Below are 25,140 nucleotides of genomic sequence, written 5' to 3' on the forward strand. Positions count from 1 at the left end.
TCACGACCGAACGCGCAGGGCCTTTTCGTTTGGGCAGTCTTTGAGCGGATTTGCATGGTTCTGCCTCTCGAGGTCGGCGGCGCAGCGGGTCTTGGCCTGAGGCAGGCCGCACACCCGCTGCAGATCGCGCAATACGTCTCCATGTGGCAGCAAGCGCATTCTCGAAAAAACCGGCAAGTCGAGGCGCTTGCTTAAGACTTCAGGAGAGTCCGGTTTTTGCGCCATGGTTCGAAAGGCGGATGTGGCAGATTGAGCTCACGTGCGATCGCATCGATGTCCTGATCACGCCTAGATTCACAGATTGACCCCACACTTCAAGTTGCAGGCTTCCCTGGCCAAAACCAAGCTACCCTCCCCATGCCGACGGCAATGCAGGCGGAGCGCGAAGCTCTATCACATCGGCGAAGACTGTCCAATCGCGGACACTCTTTTGCTTGCAGAAATCGGTCTCCGCCTGCTCTGCAGCAGCACTCAGCGAGGCGGCATCGACCTTGAACGCTGCCTGACAGGCACGATGTTCGTGGCCGGTATCGTCACGAACGGTCTTAATGAACCGAACGTTAAATGAAGGCATGACAGCCTCTTCCTGTGGGTTTACTCATCCACCATTCTGCCATTCGCGCCACAAGAGTATTTGATCTGCCTCAAGCAGCATCCCCAAGAGGTTGTCCGCTCCTCCGATCGAAATAAGGTCGAGACTTGGGTAACGCGGCGCGAGCGCTCCCGTCGGCCCGCAAACCCCGCAATAGCTCTCTGTGCAGCTTGGCGGACCGCACTCTGTTTTGAGCCGACGGACAGCGCCTTCTGGTCTGCTCATGCCCTCGACCGACAAAATTGAGTCGATGATCGAGGAACGTCTCGAAGAGACGATTGAGAACAGCATGCACCGTCACGCCCGAGATGCCGGCTATTGATCTCTATCGATCCCATACTCAACCGCTGGCAATATCGAACCTCGAGCCGCCGCGAACTTTGCACGCGATACTTGGTCTCACGAGGCATCGCCGCAAATACCGGGTCATTGGCCAATCACCGGGTAGAGCCATTTCTGACGCGCGCCGGCGGCCGGGGGCTATCGACGGCGAAACCTACGCGCACGTGATCATGGCCAATGAGGCGAACCGCCTCGATCTCGGTCCTGACGGTCCACCCTGCCGCCGCGACAGCAAAGCCGATGATCAGGCTTGTCACAGCCAGCGTTTCGATAAGCCCAAGGTTCAGGACTTCCGCGCGAAAGCCTATGGCTGGGATTAGCCCCGGCAAGGCTACCGACAATGCGAGGCGAGCGATCAAATTACCATCTGCTTGCCGGCTATCGCAGCATTGAGGACAAATGCTGTCGTGGCCCATCCGCGTGCGGTGCGCCTCAAATCAACCCTGCTACACGCTGGCGTGTCGCGGACCAACGCGACGCTCTGGCGGATCGCACGAGTTGTGACATGTCGCCTGCCAACGCGGGCCTGTCCGGCTCGCAGCGGCCGCTCGGGCTCGGCCATTCTGGACGCGCATCAGCTCTTTTTTTGACCTGTATCAATTACTGCGACGGCTGCCTACTGATACAAGTGATCTTCCAGTCCAAGGTCAGACACATGGCAGACAGAAAGACTTGGCGCCCCATCATCTTTTCATGTCCAGATACCGGCGACCTAGTTCAAGGACTGCTGCCGGACGCACCCGAACCGTGTGCCGATGACCTGCACCCGATAGCCTGCGTCGCTTGCGATGGCGCACTTCATCGACCTGCGGACCGGCGCGCGATGATCGGTGCCGAGCGCATCATCCGAATGGCGTCAAGCGATTTCCGGCATCTTCCCATTCTAGCTTGGGATGCCGCCCGCTCGCAAGGGCGCGGCTGAAGTCATCATAACCCAACGCCCCACGCTGACGCCGTGGGACAAGGAGATTCCTCACCAACGAAGGATGTTTCGACATGACGGACATTTGTCCCGCCGCGGGCCAAGTTGCGGGAGCGGCAGTCCAGTTTAACTTCTGCAGAACAGCGATGAATACCAACCGCCGAAGGCTCGAGCTGATCCAGATCGATTCGACCGAAGCCCGGGAGTTGTTTCGCAGCGCCAATCCTAATATTTCGGTCGGTGAGCGGATCAGGTCCCGGCACGATAGGTGCCACGGCGCCGCGGCCGATAAAACCCCGGTCACGGCTGACGCGATCGAGACCACGCGCCGCCTGGGCAATATTGGGCTGAGCCTGTTCGCACGGCGGCCAAGCGATCGCTTCCTTAGTGCCCAGAAGGTTGCCTGAATTTGTCAGCCCGCAGCGATGAACCCCGTTCAGGATCTAATGGCGACCTGACCTGGGAGCTACTCGAAACGGCGCCGCCCTTTGATCGAGATTTGGAGATTGCCGTGATCGAGGGTAACACCATTCACCGGGTGGTCTTTCCTTGCCGCCGGATCTTCGGCGGCTGGATCAAGGCCAAGACCGGAGAACACGTCACCGTGCAGCCGACGCACTGGCGCATCTGGCCGAGATAGCTGCGGCCATCCTGCACAATAGATTGGCGTGAGTTGAGACGCGGACTGCCTCCGGTGGCCTCTCGGGGGAAACAATGTAAAGTCGATCGAATGAGAGGGGCTGCGAGGAAACATGCCGGACCACATCTGGTACCGCTATGGCACTGCCGCGGCCGTCGCCGGGCTGGCTCTCGTACTGCGCCCAGCGCTAAATCGGTATCGTCCGGACCGCACGTTCACGATCATCTACCTTCCAGTGGTCGTTTTTGCCGCTCTCGCCGCGGCGGCGGACGGACCAACTTCGCTACCGTGCCCTGCCTCATCATCAGCGTGGCCTTTCTTGCGAAAGGCCTCATCACCGATTCCGCAAACATGATCAATATCGCGGAATTCGCGGTACTTGGCCCCCTCCTTGGCTTCATGGGCAATCGGCTGCGGCGGGAATCAGAGCAGGCGCGTATAGGCTAGCCCTTCTGCAGTTGATCCTGAACACCGTGCCGGAAGCCATGATCGTGATTGACGAGAAGGGCATCATTCGCTCGTTCAGCGCCGCGGCAGTGCGTTTATTTAGTTGCTCTCCGGACGAAGTCGTCGGAACGAATGTATCCAGGTTGCTGCCGGAGCCCTGCCGCGCCGAGCATGACCACCACATCGAACGTTATCTGAGCAATGGCGAGCGGCACACGGCATCGGCCGCATCGTGGTCGGTGAACGGAGCGACAACTCGACCTTTCCGATGGAGCTTGCCGTCGGTGAGGCCAAAGTGCGCGGCGAACGGTTCTTCGGTTTCATCCCAAATCTCACCGAACGGCGAGCGCAGAAACGGCGCTTGCAAGAGCTGCATTCTGAACTCGTGCACGTGTCGCGGCTGACCGCCATGGGTGAGATGGCATCGACTATTGCCCATGAGATCAACCGGCCGCTCTCCGCAATTACAAACTACATGCGCGGCACAAAGGCTCTGCTGGCGCCCGACAAGCCGGACGCCAATCGCATTGCTGGCGCACTCGAACACGGCGCCCAACTGGCTCTGCGCGCCAACGCTGTCATCAAGCGCCTGCGGGAATTCGTTGCCAAGGGCGAGACGGAGCACACGGCGGAGAATCCGCTCACGCTCCTTGAAGAGGCTGTGGCTTTGCCCCTAGTCGGCGCCAAAGTGCAAGCCGGGCGCGTGGCCATCCGCAGCGACCGCAATCTGCCATCAATGATTGTCGACAAGATCCAGATCCAGCAGGTCGCGCTGCACCTGATACGCAATGCAATCGAGCCATGGCTTCCTGCCCGCGCCGCGAATTGACCGTTGAACTTGCCAAGGTCGACAGGTTTGCCGTTGCTGATAAGGGCCCCGGCACCAGCCCTGATATCGCCGACCGCTTGTTCCAGCCCTTTGTCACGACCAAAGAGCATGGCATGGGTGTGCGGCTATCAATCTGCCGGACGATCATCGAGTCACATGGCGGCCACATTGTCCCGGAAGCGAATTCGGGCGGCGGCACGATCTTTCAGTTCACCGCGCCATTTGCGGAGCTTAGTGAAGAGACATGATTGGCCAGCGCATTCTTGTGATCGACGATGACGCGGCGATGCGGGAATCGCTCGCGTTTCTGCTTGATGTTAACGGTTTCTACGTAGCAACCTATGAGACGGCGACCGCCTTTCTCAATGACGTCGCGAGCGGTCCGGTTGACTGCATTGTGTCAGACATCCGCATGCCCGGTATGAGCGGTCTCGAACTGGTCCGCAAAGTGAAGGCCGATCGCGTCGACTGCCCCGTCGTCCTGATAACTGGTCATGGCGACGTATCGCTCGCAGTCGAAGCGATGAAAGCGGGTGCGGTCGACTTCATCGAGAAGCCGTTCGAGGAGGAGGTGCTATTGCGTGCGATCAATAGTGCTTTGGAAGCGCGGCCAACAAGGCAAGCCGATGACGCAGCGAAACTACAGGCGGAAGCCCGCCTCGCGGACCTCTCGTCGCGCGAGCGTGACGTCCTGCAGGGACTATTAGCCGGCAAGATTAACAAGGTGATCGCCCATGATCTCGGCATCAGTCCCCGGACAGTCGAGGTTTACCGTGCGAACCTCATGGCCAAGATCAATGTCCGCAGCATGTCCGAGTTGATGCGGATCGCCATTACCGCGGGACTCTAGCAGCAGCGCAAATGGCGCGAATGGCTGATTCCTGCATTCAAGCTGCGCAGTGCAGACGACGAACGGAGGGTTTTTCGGGCGCACGGCACCGAGCCGATCATGTTTTCGGTGACGGCTCCCGATGCAACACGGACAACGGCATAGTTCGGCAATATATTGGTCCATCCTCCAACGGAGCTCCCGGTGCGGGCTGCAGTAAACAATTCGATTTCCTTCGCATATTGGGCACGGGTGCGCATTTTGACGCTATGGCGATCGGTTACGAGAGGACCATCATTCAGTGATTGCGCTAGGCTGGTCGGCAGTCACTTCGGTGTTCGAAATCAAACGGTCGCGTGCGTTGGAGCGGGCCGAAGCGGCACTTCGGGTCTTTGATCTGCGGGCACGGAACCGCCGGCATACCAGCGCACTGAGTGGGGTTCCGGCCGAGGCGCGCCGGATTATCTGCACGAGCGCGCGGGTCTACGACCTAGCCATCGTCACGCAACCTCCATCGCCAGGCCGGCGACCCTGTTTTTTACCAGCCATACATCTTCCATGGTGCTTTTTTTCGATCAGACGAATCGGGATTTGCTCGGGCGGCAGGCGCCGTGCGGCCCGCGCGTTGCACGACCCGATGCCGCTGCTATGTAAAGCAGACGCCCTCACCATCGTCGCGACCGCCGCTCCGGACAAGGTCCCGCCGGAAAGTTCCACCGCCTGTCTGGGTTAGTACCTTGCAAAGCCAGGACTTACTGCAAAGGTCGTCTCACTCCCGACATCCCGGTCAGCGCAGCGCGCCCGCCTATCGCTTGCGGCGGACGAAAGCCTCGACCTGCTGGTGATGGGCGGATACGGCCGCTCTCGGCTCAAGAAAGGCTGCTCGGCGGTATCGCGGGAGATATGCTTCGTGCAATCTACCATCCCAGTCCTGATGTCACAATGAGGGCAAGAATTTCAGATACGGTCAAAAGGCCGTCGCAATCGGCGCAATGGCGACGCCAGGCGCGCATCAGGAACAGGAGTGCCGTCTGTCCGGAGCCCTCACGGTTCGCCGGCGCTCCATCGACGAGGTGCGGCCGAGCCCACCGGTGATGCCCCGAGCTTAGCTTCAAGCCAGGCCAGTCACGATTTCCTCCGGCTTCAAAAACGCGGGAGAGTCGGCAAGGCCGGCCGTTGCGCCAGGTCAATATGTCACGCGAGCCAAGCACTATGATCCGGGTGGGCCCCAACTCGGTCCACAGGCGCAAGTATCGCATGATCATCAAGCACGTCGACCACGTCGGCCTGCGTACATCGATCAGGATGCTGTCAATATCCGCCTCGTCACCTCCGCGGCCGACCGATGCTGACGAGCATCAGAGTCAAGGCGAGCGAACAAGACTTCCTGCGGCGAGCCGAAAGTGGCGGTGGACGCCCGCGTTCGACTTGGCTGGCGCTCTTCACGGGTGCGGCCGTGCGCTTCCGACTGTTCCCATGGTCGCGGCCGACGAAGCCAGCATGCAGCTTCCTAATCCGATTTGAGCATGTTTGAGCAACCAAGGGACCGCGCCGCGGCGCGCATACGAGATGCCCTCCTCACGGGACTTACGTGTAAATACTTAGGGGCTTCTACCTAGGGAAAACATCCAAATTCCCCAGTTCGTCAAGAGCAGTCAACATGAGAGGGAGCTAACATGGGAGCTGTGGGACGCGATGGCGCTTGAGCTCCGCCGCTTTCACGAACATATGATGATCCTGATCAGCAGCGCTGAAGACCGGATCGTCGCCTTCCTGCTCGATATGTCTCGCCGCGCTATGAAGAACGCTGCCATCGAACTGCCCAGTCACGGCAGGAGGTCGTCGATTATCTTGACTTCACGATCGAACCGGTGTCGCGCACCTTTACCCAACTTGAGCAGAATGGCGTGATCGCCCTGCCGACATCACGCCGACTGGAGCTTCGTACAGATTGCCCAGGAGCTTTGTGCAAAAACCTAGGTTAAGTTGATTTATGCCAGCTCGAATTGAAGCGCGCTACGCTTTTGCGTCGAACAGCGCTGACAAATTGCAGCGCATAAGGACACCGAATTCGGCTTAGGCGATCTGGCAAATGGCAGAAACGCGTCCAGCCTACATTGTTCCTCTAGGAGTATGGCAATGATCATCGATCTTTTGGTTCGAGAGCATCGCAATATTGATCTGCTTCTGGTCGCTCTTCAACGCGAATTGGAGATTTTTGAGAAAGGGATCCGTCCCGACTATGAGGTCATTCGCGCGATTATCAGCTATTTCGAGGTTTACCCGGAGGTGTACCATCATCCACAGGAAGACTTGATTTTTTTCCAAGCTCAAGGTTCGCGATCCGGATGCGGCTGCAATCGTCGGCGATCTCGCGCTTGAACACCAGGAAGTCGTCGACCGTTTGCATCACTTCGCTCAAGCTATTGATGCCATCCTCGCGGATCGTGAAGTCCTTCGGCAAAACGTCGGCAATATCGTACGCGACTTTATAGTACGCGAGCGGCACCACATGATGTGGGAAGAACGAGATTTCTTTCCCGCCGCCCTGAAGGCTCTCTCGGCTCAGGATTGGACCGAAATCGCCTCCGCCCTCACCGATGATGGAGATCCGCTATTCAGCGAGACAGCGACAGCGACTTCCGATGCACTAAGAGCGCATATTTTGCAATTGGAGCAAGAAGCTGAGTCCGAACGGAGCTCGGTCGCGTTGTCGTCCGCCAAGGCCGGCAACCCGCGACACGGCGCCGAGACGGATGGGGCGTATTGACCGCTGCCGTTTCACAGCAGGAAGTGGACCTCATGCTTGGGGGTGCTCACCGGCGCGCAGGCTGCCGTACTGCGAATATGGCTTCGGCGCAATAATCGCTTCCTCGACCACCGGTGCAAACGGCATGGCCGAACTTCCTGAGGTTTTGTTCCGGCACGTTCCACACTGGGACCGTTGCAGGTTCGGCATGCGCAGTAATATCGCACTAAGCGGACGCCTCTCATTTCCGCCGACCGATAAGGACGGACGATTGCGGCCTCGGGGGGCGGCGAAACACTCCCATTCCTTCCCCGCCCGGCATGCTCTGAATCATCCTGGTTCGGCTCACTGGACGCCAACTGCCACGTCCCGGTACGTTCAGCACGAACAGCAAGGCGTTGGATGTCGATCGCCTCGCCCAGTTCTAGCGGTATTGGATCACAACGAGCTGTGGGGCTCAGCATCGTAAGGATGCTCATTCCTGGCGTGTGACCGCTTCATCGGAATCCAAGATACGATGTATGCCGCGTGCAGTATGCCCTACCAATTGCGCTGTGGAGTGGCCATAGCCATCAGCAAGACAGATATTTTGAGGCAGCGCAAAGCTTCTCCGGGCGTGTCCGATAATCGGACCCAGAAAGCAAGAAAGGCATCCGAATGCGACCGGACCTGGCACAATCCTAAGGGCAGCATCGCCTACCGCGCTACACCAGCTATCTGACGTCCCCGCATTTCTCAGCGTCAGTTCGCGAATTGGACCATCAAGCGTGGCTCAAGTCCTTGGGCAGGCGGCAATCCGCCTCGATCTACGTGCACCTGCATTTGGTCGAAGCATGTGCTGATACAGCGGCTGCCAGACGTCAGTCACGAAACGCGGCGAGCCGATCGCGACTATGCCTTCGGTCGATCGGTCACGCCGCGCCCGCGTCGGCCGGATCAATTTCGACCTGCTCTATGGCCTGTCCCGGCAGACAGTAAGCCTATATGCCTGGACAGCCAAATGCCTCGAGTTGCATCGGACCGGTTTGCCGCCTTTGGTACGCGCACATTCCTCCATTCAAAAAGCACCAACGCAAGATCGACGAATTCACTCTGCCGGACAGTGTCGAGCGCTACCCCCATTCGAAACGATCGCGGAAGCTTTAGTTGATGCTGGATACGTACGCATCGGCATCGATCACTTTGCTCTGCCGCACGAAAGTCTTGCCCGGGCGAGGCAGAAAGGCAGGCTGAAGAGCAACTTCCAGGGCTATACTGACCATTGCGCGGACGCCCTCATTGGTCTCGGCGCGGGCGCCATCGGGCGCATGCAACAAGGGTTCGCGCGAACGCTGTCTCGGCAAAGGACTACCTTGCTCTCATCACCGAGGATCGGCTCGCCACCGCAAAGGGCTATTTGCTGACGGATGAGGATCGCTTTCGCGCCGAGATCATCGAGCAAATCATGTGCGACATGGCAGTCGATCTCTCAGAGACATCCCGTCGTCACGGTCTGGATCCGAAGTTCGCCGTCGTCGATCGTTCTCGAATAGACAGCCTTATTGCAGATGGGGTCGTGCTGATTGACGATGCCCGGCTTTCCGTAGCTGATGGCGCAGAGTTCCGGTTCCTGGTCCGCAGCGTCGCATCGTCGTTCGACGCTCATCTTCCTCGGTGCGGGGCTACACACAGTCCGGCGGTCTAAACCGGCTGCGCCGAGCCGAGTCGTGTCGGGTTCGAGATCGCCATCACTTAACTGGCCTATTTTTGGCGCAGGACCACACTCACTTCTGAGTAGCACCCTATTGGCACCCGCCACCTTCAAGTTCGTGACGTTCTCTAACTCGTCCGCTCATAGAGCTCAAACACAGGCCCAAGCCGAAACTGACTATCGGTGGAACCGGTCAACCGACGACTGCCTTAATCAGGGTCCCAATCAACAGTAGCCGCTCATGCATTCGTACGTTTGCGAGATCCTTGGAGCCCGGTTTTTCGTATCGCCGCGGTGATCAAGCATATCGTTTCCAGCCAGGAAGCGCACCAATTTGCGGGTGGCCCCCGCGGCGACCGCCGGCATCACTGCCCCTCGTTGCCGACGTGCTCATGAGCTACAAACCTTCGTGTAGACTTCTAAAACTCAGGCTATACGGTCGCATACCACAGCATAATTGAGCTTACGCTGAGCTTGTGCTTTAACTGGGCTCAGATTTTCGGCGAATGTCCTCGCCGTGATCGAACCGTCGGCTGTCCTCCCTCCGCCGATGGAAGTCGGCGCGATGCGCCAGCGGTCGTTCCTCCCAGACTTCCTTCCGCCCGGCCCGCCAAGGCCGGGCATTTTTTTGCGTTCCCAAGGCTCCCTCGAGATTATCGAGAGCGCAAATGACCACAAGCGGATCAGCTTTGTCGAGAAAAGGCCCAGGCCCGCGATCAACGGCCTAGCGGATCGGATGCAGCGCGCAATTCGCGGGCGGCAGCGACCATGTTCGCTAGCGCCGGCCGAACCTCCTCCCATTTGCGCGTCTTCAGGCCGCAGTCCGGATTGACCCAGAGCTGCGAATCCCGCAGCCGTGCCCGAGCCAATGCCATCAGCTCCTTCATTTCGCCCGTCTCGGGAACACGTTGAGAGTGGATGTCGTACACGCCTGGCCCGATCTGATTTGGATATTCGTAGTTCCTGAACGCGTCGAGTAGTTCCATTTTCGAGCGCGACGTCTCGATCGAGATGACATCCGCGTCCATTGCAGCGATCGCACTCATGATGTCGTTGAACTCCGAGTAGCACATATGCGTATGAATTTGCGTTTGATCGGCGACGCCAGATGAACAGATGCGGAAGCAATCCACGGCCCAGTCGAGATAAGCCGTCCACTCCGATCGACGCAACGGCAATCCTTCGCGGAGTGCAGCTTCGTCGATCTGGATCATGGTCGCACCAGCGTTCTCGAGATCGCGGACTTCGTCTCGGATCGCGAGCGCAATCTGGCGGCAGATCTCGCTTCTGGGAATATCATCGCGAACAAAGGACCAGTTCAAGATCGTCACCGGTCCGGTCAACATCGCCTTCATCGGCTTCCTGGTTAGTGATTGCGCGTAGCGCCACCACTCCACGGTGATCGGCTTCGACCGCAAGACATCGCCAAACAGGATCGGTGGCCTGACGCAGCGCGAGCCGTAGGATTGCACCCATCCGTTCGTGGTAAATGCGAAGCCGGCGAGGTGCTCGCCGAAGTACTGCACCATGTCATTGCGCTCAAATTCGCCATGCACGAGGACGTCAAGACCGATATCCTCCTGCCAACGTACGGCGCGCGCAGTCTCCTCCTTGAGGAACCGGTCGTATTGCTCGTCGCTCATCGCGCCTCGTGCATGCGCTGCACGGGCATTCCGGACCTCTGTGCTCTGCGGAAACGATCCGATCGTCGTGGTAGGGAAAGCCGGTAGTCCGAAACGATTGCTTTGGATCTCGGCACGACGGGCAAATGGGCTGGCGCGCCGGCGCATGGTCTGGTCGATCGCTCTCATCCGGACAGCGACATTGGCATCACGGATTTTCGGGGAAGTCCGGCGGACAGTCGCGGCACATTCCGACTCGGCAAGAGCTAGCGCAGCATTCTGGTCGCCTGCGAGTGCCCGCGCCAGGGTTGCAAGCTCACGCATCTTCTGAACCGAGAAAGCAAGCCAACGCTTGACGTCGGAAGCGAGTCCGGTCTCGAGTTCAACATCGACCGGCACATGAAGCAGCGAACAGGATGGGGCGATCTGTACACGATCCTTGCCAAGCTCCGCAATCGCGGGTTCCAGCCGCTGGCGGAGCGACGACAAATTCGACCGCCATACATTCCGGCCGTCGATGACACCGAGAGACATGACAAGATCACTTCGGCCGCCAGCGATGATCTGATCCAATAACTCTGGCGCTCGAACCAGATCGAGGTGCAGTCCGGCAACTGGAAGGCTCAAGGCGGTGTCCAGATTGTCGCCTAGGTCGCCGAAATAGCTGGCAACCATGATCTTGATGGCCGGCCCCTCCTTCGCGAGCCGGTTATAAGCATGTAGCAAGGATTTTCGCGCCACCTCGCCCAGATCAAGAACCAGGCAGGGCTCGTCGAACTGAACCCACTTTGCCCCGCGTTTGGCCAATTCCTGCAGGACCTCGATATAGACCGGTATCAGATCGTCCAGTAGCGAGAGTGGCTGGAACGCAGGATCGGCACTCTTGCCGAGCTTTAGGAATGTGACCGGCCCGATCAGGACAGGGCGGGTCTGGAAGCCAAGGGCCTTAGCTTCCTCATACTCCTCGATCGGCTTGCGAGAGCACAGTCTGAAAGTCTGTCCCCCGTGAAACTCGGGGACCATGTAGTGGTAGTTGGTGTCGAACCACTTGGTCATCTCCTGCGCGGGTGCGCCAAATCCGCGCGGTCCGTGACCGCAACTCGCATCCTGGTCGTCGCATTGTGAACCGCGGGCCATGGCGAAGTACGTCTTGAGCGAAACGGACTCGGCTTTCGAGGCGTAGATGCCCGGGATGGCGCCAACCATGACACTTGTGTCGAGCACCTGGTCATACAGCGAGAAATCGTTCGATGGAATCACCGTGACGCCGATAGAATTCTGACGAGCCCAGTTCGCGGCACGCAGGCCAGCTGCGTCCTCGAGCAACTGCTGTTCGCTGCTTTTTCCGGCCCAATAGCTTTCGAGAGCGCGTTTGAGCTCGCGCCTTGGACCCATGCGTGGCGTTCCGAGCGTGGCAACCGGAAGGGAGAGAAGAGACATAGCGTTAACCCCATGTTGGGGGCAAAGGCCATGGCGGACGCAGGCAGGGGAAGTCGCGCGTGCGACGGCTGCTTAGCGCACCACCGGGACACCCCGCCCGCGGACGAATAGATGTCGGGGCAGGTCTCCTGGCTCGCGGGTCATCGCTGCTGTCCGGCCTTCCCGAAGCCGCGCAGGCTTCAGTGACATCGTTGGACAGCGGCTCGCCGCTCACAGTTGCGGGGGCAGCGCCGGCATTTTCACCGGCTTCCCTCTTAGCTCCGGATCAAATGCAAACCGGAGAACCTCGACGAGTTGGATTATCGGCAAGAGAACTCTTCCGTCAACCTCTCAGATTATATCTCAAGCTAACGCTGCGACATCTGCTACGGGAATGACGTGCATATCTTTCGTTGACCACGATGTAGAAGCGCTCTCCAATCAGCGATGTCGGAATGACCATCGGAGCTGCGTGCGCGTGGGGCCGCACGCCAGATCGGTGGAAGGGGCAAATGCGGCTTGCGCGGTCGGGACTGCTGCCTCGAGCAGAACGCATTTGATGCGAGTCCCGGCTTCCCAGCGGTTCATCGAGCACGTCCGCCATCCAACCGCCTTCTCGACCAACAGGATCCGTATTGAATAGGCCTAAGACACCTGGCGAAAGTCAGCAACATACCGGCGAGCATGTTGATTTGCGGTGCGAGCCAGACTCCAAATGCTCGGCGTAAAGATCGGCTTGGCGTCGTTGGCCATCGAGTGCAATCCGCAGCTGACTGAGGCTGCTCTCGACTTCCGGAGCCGCCGCATATCGCGAAAGGAGCGCCAAACGCGCCGCGGCCCCGTGGCCACAAGCGCCCAAAGGCATGGCAGAGATCGAAAGCCCACATTCCTGCAACCGAACCAAACGGTTCAATGGCGGCAAACGTGCTCCGAATTCTCATCAGGAACTTGGCACCGAAGCGTTCCCCTGCGTCGTCGAATATCCGGTGCGGGACGAGGATGGGTAAGCCGCGATGGATAGGCTGAATGGAACGATCGAAACGTGTGCAAGTCGGAAAGTCGACAAAGAAGACACAAAACCGGTAAGAATTTCCGTCTGTTACCTGGCACGAAGAATGCAAGTCATCGGCATGCCCAGGCCCTCCTGCTGGGCATGTCCAGCACAGCAAATCCGGGCTGTCGCTGGCGACTGAAGTTAGCGGCGCGTGACATAGAGGGGAGCGCCTGCTCGCGCGGGACACCATCGGTCGCCCCGTCGCGTCGACGCTAACTTATTGCGCTCGCGCATAACAGGTTGAAGGTTGCCCGCCTTGAAAGACGTGTTGATGAAAAACCAGATAGGCCGACGGTTGTGAAGAAAATGTCTGGAAGACGCGCGCTATGGTTTTGTCTTGGTCCATCGCTGATCTGCCTGGTCGGACTGGCTGCGACGAGCAACAGTGTTCGTGCCAACGAAAGCGCCCTCGTCGAAAGAGTCAAGTCCACGTGGCGAGCGCAAAACGGTGAGACGATAGAACACATTCTCTCCAACGTCTCGAAGGTCGCACAGTTCGTCCCTCGAACGTGGGGCGTTGCTGAAGGATTTGACCGAGATGAATATGTTTTCGTTTCCTGGACCAGGCACCGGGACAATAAATCAGACGAACAGTACGTTATCACCTGGAAGATCGCATTCGACGGAACGATTCAACTTGCGTCGACCTATGCAAAGCCGATGGAATTGGGCTGGCGCGCCCTGGCGCTCTCGTTGATCGCCAGTGAAGTCGCGGATGGCGAAAGGGACGCAAATCATCGCTTTCTGCATGACCTGGCCAACTTCGACTTTGTCACGACCACGCGAGGTCCGCTCGGCAATCTTCTGCGGCAGGGCCGCTGCACTATCGTCGAACCTGTTGGAGTGGACTACTTGCCGAAGCCGAATGATAAGCCGACCGAGAAAGGGGGTCTATGGCGCGTTCTGCTTTTGGTGAACTGTAATATCCCCGGGCCCCGCTTTTTTACTCACAACGGGGTCATCATTTTCGAGAAGAGCGAAGGATACGATTGGGAGCCGCAATCCTTCTTTGCCAAGCGTATCGCGGCGTTCCCTCCCGGCTCCTGGTTCGATCGCATAGAGCCAAAGGAATGGGAAGAGTTAGACGGGCGCGACAGGCCTCGGTAAATAGTCGCGCAGAGCAGGATCGCGCCGCAGCTCTTTGGGCGCCGAGCGCCTCAGAGCAACTGCAAAACATATGCGCTCCAAAGTCGCGGTGTTTACGCCTTCGCAACAGTCGCGAGCCTTCGGGCCGTGATCGGAGCGCGCGCAGAACCTATTTCCCTGACCCGTTCGCGGGCTCGATTTTGACAACGACAGCGTTCACGAACGACACGGTCGTGCCGTGGCGCCGCTCACGATGTTGAAGTCACTCGTTCCAGGGCCTACAAGAAGGACGGTCAGGCACTCGTCGCACAAAAGAACGGAGCTATCGTTCGCCGCCTGGTGGGCTACGGGCGGCAGATGACGGGCTGCCCCAGCGAGGCCTGTTCGATATGGGTGATTTGCCGATGGGACGCCGCCCGTACGGATGATCAACGATACACGGTGAACTTCAAATTCACGTTCAAGGAGGGCAATGTCCTGCCGTCGCCCGATGAAGCCGGCCATTTTGTACGAGGGCCCGGTCGGATCAGCTGATCTGCTGGGCGAGCATAGAGCACGGCCCGATCGAGCGTCGACGATCGATGATGCTTGCTTCTCAAGAAAAGCGGCAGTTGGTCCGCGTGGCGCGTCAATATGCGGTCAGTACCACGAAAGAGCGGCCGCCCATCGGGCAGCCTGGGTCATGAACAATCCGGTCCGATTATACGAACGGTGCGGCAGCACCACGTACGATTATGTGGAGCTCGGAGGTGCGAAAAGCCATAATGTGATCGGTATCAACGACCATCCGGCTGGCTGTACGAAAGAGAGCTCCAGGTTTTGCAGGGTTTGCGCAACGAGATTCCGACTCATTTACGCAGCGAGGGGTGAGCTGAACTCCTTGGCGCCTTTGTCCAAACCGGTCAGAGGAAGCGAGACCATATTTCTACATCGGTCTTTTCGCGACAAGAATTTTACGACGAACTGTCATCACCGTCGTCGAAACCGTCGGCAGCCTTCTGTCTGCCGATGCAGGTTGGCACGAAGCGTAGCAAGGTCGCTCCTCCACGACTGACTTGCGCTCGACCGCCGAAAATTCACAGGCGCTTTTGTTCAAGCGCGTGAGAAACAGCGTTCCGAGGTCCGGCTTTCTCCTGCATCTTCGAGCGATGGGGATCTCCTCCTCAGGTCGTCAGGGTGCAGTGCGCGCCGACTGAGAGAGACCGGCGAGCCTCGAAGGATACCGAGACACGCACACCGTAAGAAATCGCTTGAACCTCACGCTGCGTCAGGTCGTAGGTTGGAAATCACGACCAAGCTTTCATAAAGCACGTCGAACGATGCTGGCCCAATAACGGACATGGTGCGGTCAAGCAGTCGAATGTGGCGGCGCCGGATCGTGCGTAAACATGGACCAAGAACGAAAGGTTAGTGTCGGGATGAAACACCGCCGAATGATGGTCGCATTGCTCGCCGTCATGACATCTCCGGCTTGCGCGGCGAAACTCAGCGACGCTCCGCGCATCCTCGACGGCAATACGATCGAGATCGAGCAAACCAAAATACGGCTCTCAGGCATCGAAGCTCCTGCGACTGATCAGATTTGCGTCGACGCCCACGGCCGGAAATGGGCTTGCGGCGTAGCGGCTCGCGACGAGCTTATCAAGCATTCAAAAGGACGAACGTGGGATTGTCATACCACAGGAGTTGATGAGTACAGGAGGTCACTCGGCACTTGCTTCATTGAAGGCGAGAATGTGAACGCCTGGATGGTACGCTCGGGCTGGGCACTTTCGTCGGGTCGATCTAACCCTAACTACGCCATCTATGAGTTGGTGGCGAGCACAGCCGATGTGGGGCTGTGGTCGGGGGCGTTCATCGCGCCTTGGGACTGGCGTCGCCGCAACAAGTCGACGATCATCGTCGGTGCGAGCTCGGTTCCGATCAACGCTCGGGAACTCCTGCTCGGTTCCACTCTGTTATCGGACCCGCCCTCGCCCGAGTGTCTGATAAAAGGCACCGTGGACCGCAACGGCGAGCGCATTTATCACCTGCCCGGACAACTCAGTTACGAACAAATCGACATAACGAAGATGCCTGGTGACCGCTGGCTCTGCAGCGAAGCGGAAGCTGAAGCCACCGGGTGGCATAAAGCCGTGCGATGAGGTGAAGCACATGCATGCAGGCCGTTCTCCGAATATGTCCTATCCGACCAAGATCGCGCCTTCGCGCCGCTCGCTGTTGCTGTTCGCTGTTTCGGCGAGTTGCCTGCGGCTTGCCAACATTGTCGATGCGAAGGAAGCAAAAGCGCCGCCGAAGCCAGATAACCTGCTCTCGCCGGATGCTGCGCTGAAGCGGCTGATGGAAGGGAACGATCGCTATGTCCAGGGCACTTCACGAGGCGACGATTTCAAACGCGAGCGCCAAGTCTTGGTCGATGGGCAAAATCCTTATGCGGCGGTTCTGAGCTGCGCCGATTCTCGCGTGGCGCCTGAACTTGTCTTCGGCAGCGGACTTGGTGATTTGTTTGTCTGCCGTCTCGCCGGCAACTTCGTCAACGATGACACGCTCGCCAGTGTGGAATATGCGGTCGCCGTGCTGAACACGCCGCTGATCCTGGTACTTGGTCACGATCATTGCGGTGCGATAGACACCACGGTCAAGTCGCTCCACCACGATAAGCCACCGCCGGGGCACATTTCATCCCTCGTCGCTGCGCTTGCGCCTGCGGTAACGGCATCTCGCCAGCAAACCGGTGACACGTTCGCCAATGCAACCCGACAAAATGTAATCGATAATGTCAACAAACTCAAATCGGCGGGCCCGATTCTGAACGCGGCAGTTGAGCAGAACAGACTGAAGATCGTCGGGGGCCTGTATCGGCTCGACACCGGCAGGGTCGATTTGCTGAGCTAACGCTGGCACCTTCGGGCGGCCGGCTAGTCGTTTGCCGCCTGATACAGGGCTTCGGTCGAGTTCTACGTAATCACTCGTCCATCGGCTGCATCAAATGCACCGAATACAATTCGCTCCACAAATGTCATAGCTTCGGGAAGACCTTTGGTATGCGCGGCCTCTTAATTCTCCTCGTACTCTACGTACTCATGTTGGCAATGCGAGACCAGCACCAAGAAACACTCATACCGCGGCCGACAGCATCCATACCTTCACGTTGATCCGCCAAGCCCACAGAGGTGGTTCAAGAGGCAGATTGCGGTGCGAGGCATGCGCTGGGGCTGAGCTCTCGGCCTCAGGACACGCGACAATTCCGGCAGACCCTCACCCGCGATCCGGCAAGTCACCTATGGTTCTGCTTATAATCACCAGCCTCAGTCAGGGCCGAAGATCACATAGAGCAGGATTACGACCACGACCACTGCCCAGCCGGCCGATGTAAAGAAAATTGCTACTCGCGTCGGCATCGGACGATCTCTCCTGCATCAGATTTTTGGAGACCGCCAGTCTCGGAAAAGCAGCCTCGTTGCATCTGCTTGGGAACGCCTCGACGTGCCATCCAAAGAGCGTTCCTGGTTCTGCGCAGGCCGGGCTTGTCATTGCGATTTGAAGTGCGCATCGAAATGGAGCATCTTCGCGCGCCGACGCGCACCTTTGAAAATCGCTTTGCCGATGCGGACATCAGCCCCATGATCGCGGCTCGCGCCGTCATCGCACGTCGCCCCAAGTCTCTTCGACCAACGCATCAATCATGTCGGATACATCAACTTGCCCGACGTTAAGCGTCAGCGAGATCCGCAACCTTGCCGTTCCCACAGGCACTGTTGGGCGGCCGTATCCCGCGGATATCAAAGCCGCGCGCCTGTAGTGCAGAGGCGAGCCGCATCGCGCGGCCGTTGTCACCCACGACGTAAGGAATGATCTGAGAGTTCGAACGGCTCGGGCGCCCGCACACAACGAGCTGACGATGTGTAAAGTCGATCAGATCGATAAGGCGTTGCTGCCGCTCGGGTTCCTCCTGCAGGATCAAGAGTGCTTCTCGCACCGCGACAGCCATAAGGGGTGATGCCGCGGTGGCGAACACAAATGGACGGCACCGATTGACCATGAAGTCGCGCAATACGCCGGAAGCAGTGACGAGCGCGCCCGCCGCGCCCAGCGCCTTCTCGCAAGTGTGGATCACCACCAGATCTTCGCGCCTCTCATAGGAAGCGGTGAGCCCCCGGCCCTGCTCGCCGTAAACGCCTGTGGCATGAGCCTCGTCCACGACCAGGAACGCCTCGTAGCGCTCGGCCATTGCGACCAGATCTTTAAGCGGCGCGAAGTCACCGTCCATACTGTAGAGGCTCTCCACCACGATCCAGATGCGCCCCATTCCGCCCTTGGCGCGCCAGTCGCTAATCGTATCTGCAACCGACTGTAGATCATTGTGGGCGCTTATCCGAAACTCGGCTCGACCCGCTCGCGCGGCTTCATGAATGCTGGCGTGCACGAGCGAATCGAGAACGAGCAGATCGCCCCGCTGCGGCAGCGTCGTCAGAACAGCGAAGTTTGCGATATAACCGCCGCCAAAGAACAGCGCTGTCTCCGATCGGAAGAACTGCGCCGCCTCGGCTTCGAGAGCTTCGTGCTCCTCGCAATTGCCGCGCAGCAGCCGTGACCCACCAGCTCCGATCGGCGTGCCGCCCTCAAGCGCGGTGAACAAAGCCTTTTTCATACGCGGCGCGCTCGCCAGGGCCAGATAATCGTTCGAAGCAAAATCGGTTCCTGCGCGTGGCATTAGGCCGCGCAGTCGATCGCCTCGTCTCAAGGCTTCCAGGGCCGCGGCATAGCTGTTAAGCTTGCCTATATAGGTTGGGTACATTGATCAATCCGCCCAATGCCATCAATCGTGAAACGACTGTGATGGCTACAAAAAGAAGATGAAGGATCCGCCGTGCACTTTTTCAGCCGGTCGGACGTAACTGTCTCCCATCAACCAGCACGATGCGCGGCCTGCACGTTTTTCCCGCCCCGAAGGACTCATAACTGCAGCCAGTCGCGCGCCCATTAATCGCCACCATGATTGGCGACAGGAGTGCTTCGATTACGTATGTGACAGCGCTTCGGTTTCGATTTTGGCAGGTCACAGCGTGTCCGTTGATCAACGATCCCGCCCCCCGCGACAGCGCGCGGTCGAGCCTTCGTCGCACAAACTTGCTCGTGTCACCGGCGCGCGACACATTTGTAGGAAGATCGAACGCGCGCTGGCGAAGCCGGGCGCAGCCGGTGCCATCCGTTATTTGCTGCCGCCCGGAAAACAAGTCTCCTGTTGGGGTGCATGTCGCGACCAAGCGCACTCCTCAACGCCACCAAACGGCACATGCTTGACGCCATTCCAGAGGAATGACGGTTAGGCAGAACCAGCATACCTAGGTCACCCTCGACACGCTCGCCCATGCCGGTGATGCCGCCACTGCACACCTTGATGCCAGCGCCACGCGGAGACACCTGCGCCCCAGTTCTTTGCCCCTAAGGGCCTTTCCAAAGGCGCGCCGAAGGAAGGAACCGGTGCGGTGCGGGCGATTCCTCCCCGCATGCTTATTTGGCAGATTGCGCTTCGGCAGGCGCGCGCAACCTTCGTACTGACCGGACAAACGCACACTCTCTCAGCGAGAGTGGTCTGATCGTCTCAGAAGCGTACGGTGCGTACGGGAGCGAACTGAGAAGATCTCCAGTTTCGGTATGCCGAACCACCGGCCGTCTTGCCGCGCGTCACGGCAGCCGCACCAGCATTGCGATGCGGCCAATCTCACGATAGTGATCTGACAGATTTGCGACACCAGCTTCGCATCCATGCTAAGTTACATCGTCTCGTTCGCCCAAGGATGCGACTCACATCGATGAGATCGTCGAAGGTGTGGCTGTTCTCACCACAATCCCGCATGCGCGCCGCTCGAGATCGCACCCAATCGCAAGACGGGCGCGCGTCCGTCCCTTTAGTACAATATTTTCGCTATTTGCACCAGCACACCTGACAATGGAGCCCGATCAGGTCGTGTTGCGCTTAGCAGCCGGGAGACGCACGGGAGTTCAGTCGCTCTACCGGATGGCTGTTGGCCCAACCCGCGACAATCTGGCGACCTTCTCCGCTACCGATCGCGCCTCCTTGGGATCGCAGCCATACGATGTCGAGGGCGAGCGTCTTGCCGAGTACGCCGCGGGAAGCGTTAATCTGCTCCGCCGCCATCTCTGCCGTTCTTCATTTGTCGCCCGAAGGCGGACTCGCTCCCTGCTATCGATCTAGCGACGGCGATGGTGATATCCTCCAACATGCCGCGGTGGACGGCGCAATCGCTGCTCCAAGTGCAAAGCCGATCAGCTTGAGCGATGTCAACCAGTGGTGCGTGTGGTCAAACCAGCATTCTTTGAAAGTGTTGGGGTGAACGCGGCCCAAGCGCGAAGTGAGCAAGACGTGCGAGGTTCGGGCACGATTGCCCCGGATAGGTCACTGTGTTCCGATTGACATTCCATCTTGCTGCCATGGTGGTTGAAATGCGCGTGTCTGCCCCTGTACCGGGCCTGCCGGGCGGACGTCGCTCGCCCCTTTTAGCGACAGTGGCTTGGAAGGTTCGTGAGTTGAACCGGGAGTCGTTGCGCTGAAATGCAAGTGGATCGTGCTCGACACGACAATGATCAAGGCAGTGGGCGTAGAGGCTTATGAGAGCTCGCTATGTTGGCGACTGGGAAGGGAATGCTCACGGATATACCGCGGGTGTTTTTGAGAAGCGGTTTTCCTCAAGGGTCGCTCTCTCTTGGCCTTTAAACAAGGCTGGCAGGCCGCCAGGTCCTCCAGCGGCAGACCACATCATGACGCAGGTCTGGCAATCCGTTGCTGCGGGGCGTGCGGAATTGCTCGTGGATGAACCATTTCATGGAAAGCCTGGTATGCTGCACTTCCGAGCAGGAGTCCGACGGGCGCTGTCACAACCAACTTGCCCGGCGCGCCTTCTCGTAGCGAGCCGAGAGCGAGCGCTGGCGCAACAGATCCAGCTCGTACTCGTTGAGGCTGCCCTTGAGCCCGAGCAGCAGGGGCGTCGTTGCCGTGCCTTGGCGCATAGATGGTCTCTTGATCGACCAGCACGGTATCGACCACGCGGCACATCTCGATGAGTTGCTGCCTATCCCGGCTGTTGCGGGCGAAGCGCAAGACCTCGCGGGCGCAAACCGCACCAACCTTGCCGAGGCAAACCTCCGCCACCATTCGCTCGAATCCGGTGCGTTGTATGCCGCCGGCCGCTGAACGACCGAGATCATCATCGATCACTTCAATTTTCCGACCACTGGCGGATCACTTAGCTGCCTGTGACAGCTCGGCGACTTAAATTTTATGCGGATCAGCTCACAGGCCTTGAATCGCACGTAGCGTCACGTTGTACATTTCGAAGTAACTGATGAGGATGCCCGGCAAGTCAGACCGGCCCGCTGTTTGCTGCCATCAGTGAGACGATGATACCAATGCGGTCGATGTGTGTACAGCAGAGGGCGACGCAGGTGGCCCAAACCCCGCCTGCGGGATCGCGCGAACGGGCTCCGAGTGCTCGCATGCGAACGATGACAGCCGCGGGGGATGCTGGGCTGCTGCGCTCTGCGGCCGGCACGTTGAAGCCGTTCGAACAGCCGCGGATCGTCTCTGTTCGGCGCTGCTCATTTAATCAGCATGACTTTGACGATCCTCAGGGCAGCGGAGACCCCCCTCCAAGGTCTGTGCGAGCCAGTGTTGAGCCGCATTCCATCAATATCGTCTTGATAGAGAAGGAAACGACGACAGATTTCTCGATCATTGATCCTCTCGCAACTTGAATTTGCGGTAAGCGTTTTGCCGCAAATAACCGTCGGCAGGTCCTCCCTCTGTCGACGACTGACTTCCGCCCGGCCATCGAAATGAGGCCGGGCTTTTTTTGCTACCAATGAACGACAGTTTGGAGTGTTCTGGCCCGCCGTGTCTGATGATTGATGATTGGACGATTAGGGAGACAGAGACAAGCATAAGCGATCGATTGGGATGATAGTTCGTCACATGCTGAAATCCTGATCCGATCCTGACGCCCGAGCTGCTCTTGCTGCTCGCCTCCATGGGCACGCGGACGCCGATCGGACCGGCCTGAAATTGCGGTTGATCGAGCGGCAACTCCGGACCACCTCGATCAAGCTGACAAGCGCGGCATTGAAGGGGTCGAGGCCTTCCGCCGGAATTCAGTACTTCCGACGTGAGCGGCCGCCGGCCTCTTGCACATCGTAAAACGGCGTATGGTCGCCGAACTTGGAGACGATCACGTGCGCAATGGCCGCCTCGGTCGACAGTCTGCCGGGCACGACATGCTCCGTCGCGTGTGCCTCCGATAGCGCCCGAGCGGCCACGGCAGACGTATTTTGGGCGGCGCGTGACCAAAAATCCGCCGTTGCGCCGGGATCAGGTCGAGGCGTTTACTGAGGTGCTCGCCGATCTTCGTCATGGCGCCGCAGCCGCACGGACAGAGCGTGCTCGCAGCCTCGATGATCCGCTCCACCTGGGGCACATGAGCAGGCAAGCAGCCGCGATTGCGATCACGATCTTGATCCGATCCGGCGCGCGATCGGCCCCTGATGATCGCCGCCGCCTTCTCCTGCACCGTGTCCAGGACGCCTTGCGGGACAATCGACTTCGGCAGTTATGCTGGACCCCTCACGGCAATCTTGATCCGGAATGAACAACATGCTTCAGCTCGCTTTCCCATTGAGACAACAATAGCGACGTCAAGCGCGTGATGAAATCTGCCCATCTCAAGGAGCTAGGAGAACTGATGCAATTGCTTTGGCATTTGTTCGAAGCAGTGCACCAGCTTCCCAGAGGGCCAGACCATACAGCAGCCGTTCAGACGATCAAACGCCTCGAGCGCCGGCTGACAGTGTTGATTCAAGCCTCTGCTCGAGCTGCCGACCGCGAAGTCGTCGGTCGCGCCGGCTCGGCTAAATAAATGATTGTCAGAAACCCACCACCCGCCCGACGCGGACGTCGCGCGCGGGGTTTGCAATGGCAGCCGGAAACCGGAGTGCCCGTCCGGCTACCGATATCCCCTGGCCTTATTGATCACCAGTTGTGCCCCGTGGGTCGGTCAAAATCCCCCGGGTATGGTCACTTGAAACTCCCCCACCTGATGATCGCCGTCAGCGCCGCTGAACAGCAGTAGCCGGTCAGGCAGGACGTTTATGTTCGACCCCTTTAGCCAGCAAGGGGCCGGGGAGTTGAACGTCTTGAAGCGACATCTGCAAAGCACGGTATTTACATTACTTGATCGCAACGCCAGCCAGCGCGAGATCCACAGGCTGACGGGGGTCGATCGCAAGACGATCCGGCGTTACCGGGCGCTGCGGGCTGGTGCGGAGGCAAATTCCCCCGGGGAAGTGACCACCGGCACGGTGAGCGCGGACGACCAAATTCCCCACCCCGACCACCGGCTTTTGGGGTGTCGGAAGCGACAGCCGCCTGCAGCCTGGCCCGCTCGGCCTGCGAACCGCATCGGGCATGGATCGAAGAACAGGTCCGCCTGAAGCGGAATGCGCAGGCGATTTACCAGGACCTGGTCGATCGATTTGGCTTTCCGTCCAGCTATCAGAGCGTCAAGCGGTTTGTGCGCACGTTGCGACACAGCGATCCCGAGCAGTTTGATCGACTTGAGTTCCTGCCTGGCGAGGAGGCCCAGGTCGACTATGGCGAGGGCGCTCTGACGATTGATCCCAGGAGCGGCCGGTACCGCCGTCCCCGCCTGTTTGTGATGACGCTGCGCTACTCGCGGCGCAGCTTCCGGCGGGTGGTCTGGAAGTCCAGCCAACACGTCTGGGCGCAGCTCCACGAAGAGGCGTTCCGGTATTTTGGCGGGGTCCCCAGCTATGTCGTGCTCGACAATCTGAAGGAAGGCGTCCTCAAGCCGGATTTGTACGAGCCCGAGCTCAACCCGATTTACAGCGCGATGCTGGCTCATTACGCCGTGGTCGCCGATCCCGCGCGGGTGGCCGATCCCAATCGGAAAGGCTGCGTCGAGAGTGCGATTCAACATACCCAGGGCACCGCGCTGGCCGGACGGCGCTTCGAGACACTGGAAGCCCAGAACGAGTTCCTGAGGCACTGGGAGGAGAATTGGGCCTCCAAGCGCATCCACGGCAGCACGCGCCGTCAGGTCGAGGCGATGTTCCAGGAAGAGAAGCCGCACCTGCGGCCGCTGCCTGTCGCTCCCTTCCGCATCTTCACCGAAGTCGTCCGGACTGTCTGCGACGACACCACCGTACGCGTCGACAACAGCTATTACGCCGCGCGGCCCGCGCCGATCGGCAGTCAGGTCGTGGTGCGGATCTACGCCTCCACGATCGAGATCCGTGATCGCCACACCCGTGCGCTGCTGCGTGTTCATTCCCGGATGACGCACCCCGGTTCTGTTGTCCTGCCGACCAGCGAACGGCCGTTCAATCCGTCGCGGCAAACCGCCGTGCTGCTGGCGAGCGCCGAGCGCATCGGGCCGCAGACCAGGGCGCTATGCCAGCAAGTGTTCGACACCGAGGGGCGCCCCGGACAGCGCGCGATGTGGGGCATTGTCGGGCTGGGCCGGAAGTATCCGGCGCGGCTGGTCGAGCAGGCCTGCGCGCACGCCATCGACAACCGCATCTACCGCTACAAGCACGTGCGTGCGACCGTCGAGCGGTTGTTCGAACAGGCGATTGAGCAGGTTGGAGTGACGCCACAGCCGGCATCGCCGCTCACCCAGGATCATCCGCTGATCCGTACCCCCGCGGAATACGGCGACCTCTTCAGCCGCGCTGTGCGGCGCGACGCCGACGATAATGGTCGGCAGGCCGAGGCTCACGACGATCACGCCACGGCAATCCGCGCTCGTGTCGCCTGCGCAACCCCGGCCAGCTCCGGCGCCACGAGCGCTCCCGCTGCACCTTCTCACCTTAAACTGGAGACCTAG

Annotated in this window: 20 protein-coding genes, 4 pseudogenes and 1 riboswitch; of the genes and pseudogenes, 18 read left to right on the plus strand and 6 right to left on the minus strand. The window is 59.3% G+C overall.

The window, feature by feature from the left end; translation table 11 throughout:
* Positions 1-346: 346 nt before the first annotated feature.
* On the minus strand, positions 347-574 hold the full coding sequence (locus tag EI171_RS39055) for a hypothetical protein (protein ID WP_097669773.1): 228 nt from the start codon (positions 572-574) through the stop codon (positions 347-349).
* A gap of 296 nt (positions 575-870) precedes the next feature.
* On the opposite strand from EI171_RS39055, the gene EI171_RS39060 reads away from it, so the two are divergent.
* From EI171_RS39060 to EI171_RS46110, 12 genes and pseudogenes are all read left to right on the plus strand, one after another.
* Positions 871-1,254, plus strand: coding sequence for a hypothetical protein (locus EI171_RS39060; protein ID WP_161536435.1), 384 nt, complete (start codon positions 871-873; stop codon positions 1,252-1,254).
* 185 nt (positions 1,255-1,439) lie between these two features.
* Complete coding sequence (locus EI171_RS39065) at positions 1,440-1,856, plus strand: hypothetical protein (RefSeq protein ID WP_161536436.1); 417 nt, start codon at positions 1,440-1,442, stop codon at positions 1,854-1,856.
* A gap of 146 nt (positions 1,857-2,002) precedes the next feature.
* Positions 2,003-2,263 carry a hypothetical protein gene (locus tag EI171_RS39070; protein ID WP_143279401.1) on the plus strand — a complete coding sequence of 87 codons (261 nt, stop codon included), beginning with the start codon at positions 2,003-2,005 and terminating at the stop codon, positions 2,261-2,263.
* Between the two features lie 104 nt (positions 2,264-2,367).
* Entirely contained in the window at positions 2,368-2,496 is a 129-nt protein-coding gene (locus tag EI171_RS46505; protein ID WP_143279402.1) for a hypothetical protein, read from the plus strand.
* A gap of 485 nt (positions 2,497-2,981) precedes the next feature.
* A pseudogene (locus tag EI171_RS46090) lies at positions 2,982-3,161 on the plus strand (PAS domain-containing protein); the annotation flags it as partial.
* A 50-nt stretch (positions 3,162-3,211) separates the two neighbouring features.
* A complete protein-coding gene (locus tag EI171_RS46095; protein WP_246740668.1) occupies positions 3,212-3,772 on the plus strand; it encodes a sensor histidine kinase in 561 nt (186 codons plus the stop codon).
* Positions 3,769-4,020 carry an ATP-binding protein gene (locus EI171_RS46100; RefSeq protein ID WP_246740370.1) on the plus strand — a complete coding sequence of 84 codons (252 nt, stop codon included), beginning with the start codon at positions 3,769-3,771 and terminating at the stop codon, positions 4,018-4,020. Before EI171_RS46095 ends, EI171_RS46100 begins: the two co-directional genes overlap by 4 nt.
* A complete protein-coding gene (gene fixJ, locus EI171_RS39085; RefSeq protein ID WP_161536437.1) occupies positions 4,017-4,622 on the plus strand; it encodes a response regulator FixJ in 606 nt (201 codons plus the stop codon). The genes EI171_RS46100 and fixJ overlap by 4 nt, the downstream gene beginning before the upstream one ends.
* Before the next feature lie 1,841 nt (positions 4,623-6,463).
* Positions 6,464-6,586: a hypothetical protein gene (locus tag EI171_RS46105; RefSeq protein WP_245570234.1), complete on the plus strand. Its 123-nt coding sequence runs from the start codon at positions 6,464-6,466 to the stop codon at positions 6,584-6,586.
* A gap of 154 nt (positions 6,587-6,740) precedes the next feature.
* Positions 6,741-6,983, plus strand: coding sequence for a hemerythrin domain-containing protein (locus EI171_RS39095; RefSeq protein WP_161536438.1), 243 nt, complete (start codon positions 6,741-6,743; stop codon positions 6,981-6,983).
* 22 nt (positions 6,984-7,005) lie between these two features.
* Positions 7,006-7,371, plus strand: a complete 366-nt coding sequence (locus EI171_RS39100) for a hypothetical protein (protein ID WP_246740371.1) — start codon at positions 7,006-7,008, stop codon at positions 7,369-7,371.
* A gap of 1,375 nt (positions 7,372-8,746) precedes the next feature.
* A complete protein-coding gene (locus EI171_RS46110) occupies positions 8,747-9,034 on the plus strand; it encodes a hypothetical protein (protein WP_245570230.1) in 288 nt (95 codons plus the stop codon).
* 722 nt (positions 9,035-9,756) lie between these two features.
* On the opposite strand, the gene metE is transcribed toward EI171_RS46110, so the two are convergent.
* The gene (metE, locus tag EI171_RS39110; protein ID WP_161536439.1) at positions 9,757-12,102 is read right to left on the minus strand and encodes a 5-methyltetrahydropteroyltriglutamate--homocysteine S-methyltransferase; all 2,346 of its coding nucleotides are present in this window, start codon (positions 12,100-12,102) and stop codon (positions 9,757-9,759) included.
* 100 nt (positions 12,103-12,202) lie between these two features.
* Positions 12,203-12,406, minus strand: a riboswitch (cobalamin riboswitch).
* Positions 12,407-13,375: 969 nt separating this feature from the next.
* Here metE and EI171_RS39115 point away from each other — a divergent pair.
* The 3 genes from EI171_RS39115 to EI171_RS39125 all read left to right on the plus strand — a co-directional run bounded on the left by EI171_RS39115 (position 13,376) and on the right by EI171_RS39125 (position 17,116).
* Positions 13,376-14,242 (plus strand): nodulate formation efficiency C protein, encoded by an 867-nt coding sequence (locus EI171_RS39115; protein WP_246740372.1) that lies wholly within the window; start codon positions 13,376-13,378, stop codon positions 14,240-14,242.
* A 1,412-nt stretch (positions 14,243-15,654) separates the two neighbouring features.
* A complete protein-coding gene (locus EI171_RS39120) occupies positions 15,655-16,365 on the plus strand; it encodes a thermonuclease family protein (protein WP_246740373.1) in 711 nt (236 codons plus the stop codon).
* Between the two features lie 10 nt (positions 16,366-16,375).
* Entirely contained in the window at positions 16,376-17,116 is a 741-nt protein-coding gene (locus EI171_RS39125; RefSeq protein ID WP_161536440.1) for a carbonic anhydrase, read from the plus strand.
* Between the two features lie 747 nt (positions 17,117-17,863).
* On the opposite strand, the pseudogene EI171_RS39130 reads toward EI171_RS39125, so the two are convergent.
* From EI171_RS39130 to EI171_RS46120, 3 genes and pseudogenes are all read right to left on the minus strand, one after another.
* Positions 17,864-19,019, minus strand: a pseudogene (locus EI171_RS39130) (8-amino-7-oxononanoate synthase).
* Between the two features lie 1,253 nt (positions 19,020-20,272).
* A pseudogene (locus tag EI171_RS46115) lies at positions 20,273-20,531 on the minus strand (branched-chain amino acid ABC transporter substrate-binding protein); the annotation flags it as partial.
* A 587-nt stretch (positions 20,532-21,118) separates the two neighbouring features.
* Entirely contained in the window at positions 21,119-21,253 is a 135-nt protein-coding gene (locus tag EI171_RS46120; RefSeq protein ID WP_246740669.1) for a recombinase family protein, read from the minus strand.
* Between the two features lie 10 nt (positions 21,254-21,263).
* On the opposite strand from EI171_RS46120, the gene EI171_RS46900 reads away from it, so the two are divergent.
* Positions 21,264-21,437: a hypothetical protein gene (locus EI171_RS46900; RefSeq protein ID WP_371740340.1), complete on the plus strand. Its 174-nt coding sequence runs from the start codon at positions 21,264-21,266 to the stop codon at positions 21,435-21,437.
* A gap of 1,030 nt (positions 21,438-22,467) precedes the next feature.
* Here EI171_RS46900 and EI171_RS46905 read toward each other — a convergent pair.
* Positions 22,468-22,650 (minus strand): hypothetical protein, encoded by a 183-nt coding sequence (locus tag EI171_RS46905; protein ID WP_371740557.1) that lies wholly within the window; start codon positions 22,648-22,650, stop codon positions 22,468-22,470.
* Here EI171_RS46905 and EI171_RS46135 point away from each other — a divergent pair.
* Together EI171_RS46135 and istA are read left to right on the plus strand one after the other, a co-directional pair.
* Positions 22,579-22,884, plus strand: coding sequence for a hypothetical protein (locus tag EI171_RS46135; RefSeq protein WP_246740375.1), 306 nt, complete (start codon positions 22,579-22,581; stop codon positions 22,882-22,884). The two genes, EI171_RS46905 and EI171_RS46135, sit on opposite strands and share 72 nt — an antisense overlap.
* A 499-nt stretch (positions 22,885-23,383) precedes the next feature.
* Positions 23,384-25,140 (plus strand): annotated as a pseudogene (istA, locus tag EI171_RS39145) (IS21 family transposase).

Source organism: Bradyrhizobium sp. LCT2, from assembly GCF_009931255.1.
GTDB classification, from domain to species: domain Bacteria; phylum Pseudomonadota; class Alphaproteobacteria; order Rhizobiales; family Xanthobacteraceae; genus Bradyrhizobium; species Bradyrhizobium diazoefficiens.

Excerpts from the sequence above, each read along its gene's own strand:
- EI171_RS39095 (WP_161536438.1), top strand. The coding sequence starts at position 6,741 with ATGATCATCGATCTTTTGGTTCGAGAGCATCGCAATATTGATCTGCTT.
- metE (WP_161536439.1), bottom strand. The coding sequence starts at position 12,102 with ATGTCTCTTCTCTCCCTTCCGGTTGCCACGCTCGGAACGCCACGCATG.
- EI171_RS39070 (WP_143279401.1), top strand. The coding sequence starts at position 2,003 with ATGAATACCAACCGCCGAAGGCTCGAGCTGATCCAGATCGATTCGACC.
- EI171_RS46905 (WP_371740557.1), bottom strand. The coding sequence starts at position 22,650 with ATGACGAAGATCGGCGAGCACCTCAGTAAACGCCTCGACCTGATCCCG.
- fixJ (WP_161536437.1), top strand. The coding sequence starts at position 4,017 with ATGATTGGCCAGCGCATTCTTGTGATCGACGATGACGCGGCGATGCGG.
- EI171_RS46120 (WP_246740669.1), bottom strand. The coding sequence starts at position 21,253 with ATGCGCCAAGGCACGGCAACGACGCCCCTGCTGCTCGGGCTCAAGGGC.
- EI171_RS39125 (WP_161536440.1), top strand. The coding sequence starts at position 16,376 with ATGCATGCAGGCCGTTCTCCGAATATGTCCTATCCGACCAAGATCGCG.
- EI171_RS39065 (WP_161536436.1), top strand. The coding sequence starts at position 1,440 with ATGTCGCCTGCCAACGCGGGCCTGTCCGGCTCGCAGCGGCCGCTCGGG.
- EI171_RS39055 (WP_097669773.1), bottom strand. The coding sequence starts at position 574 with ATGCCTTCATTTAACGTTCGGTTCATTAAGACCGTTCGTGACGATACC.
- EI171_RS39120 (WP_246740373.1), top strand. The coding sequence starts at position 15,655 with ATGATGGTCGCATTGCTCGCCGTCATGACATCTCCGGCTTGCGCGGCG.
- EI171_RS46095 (WP_246740668.1), top strand. The coding sequence starts at position 3,212 with ATGGAGCTTGCCGTCGGTGAGGCCAAAGTGCGCGGCGAACGGTTCTTC.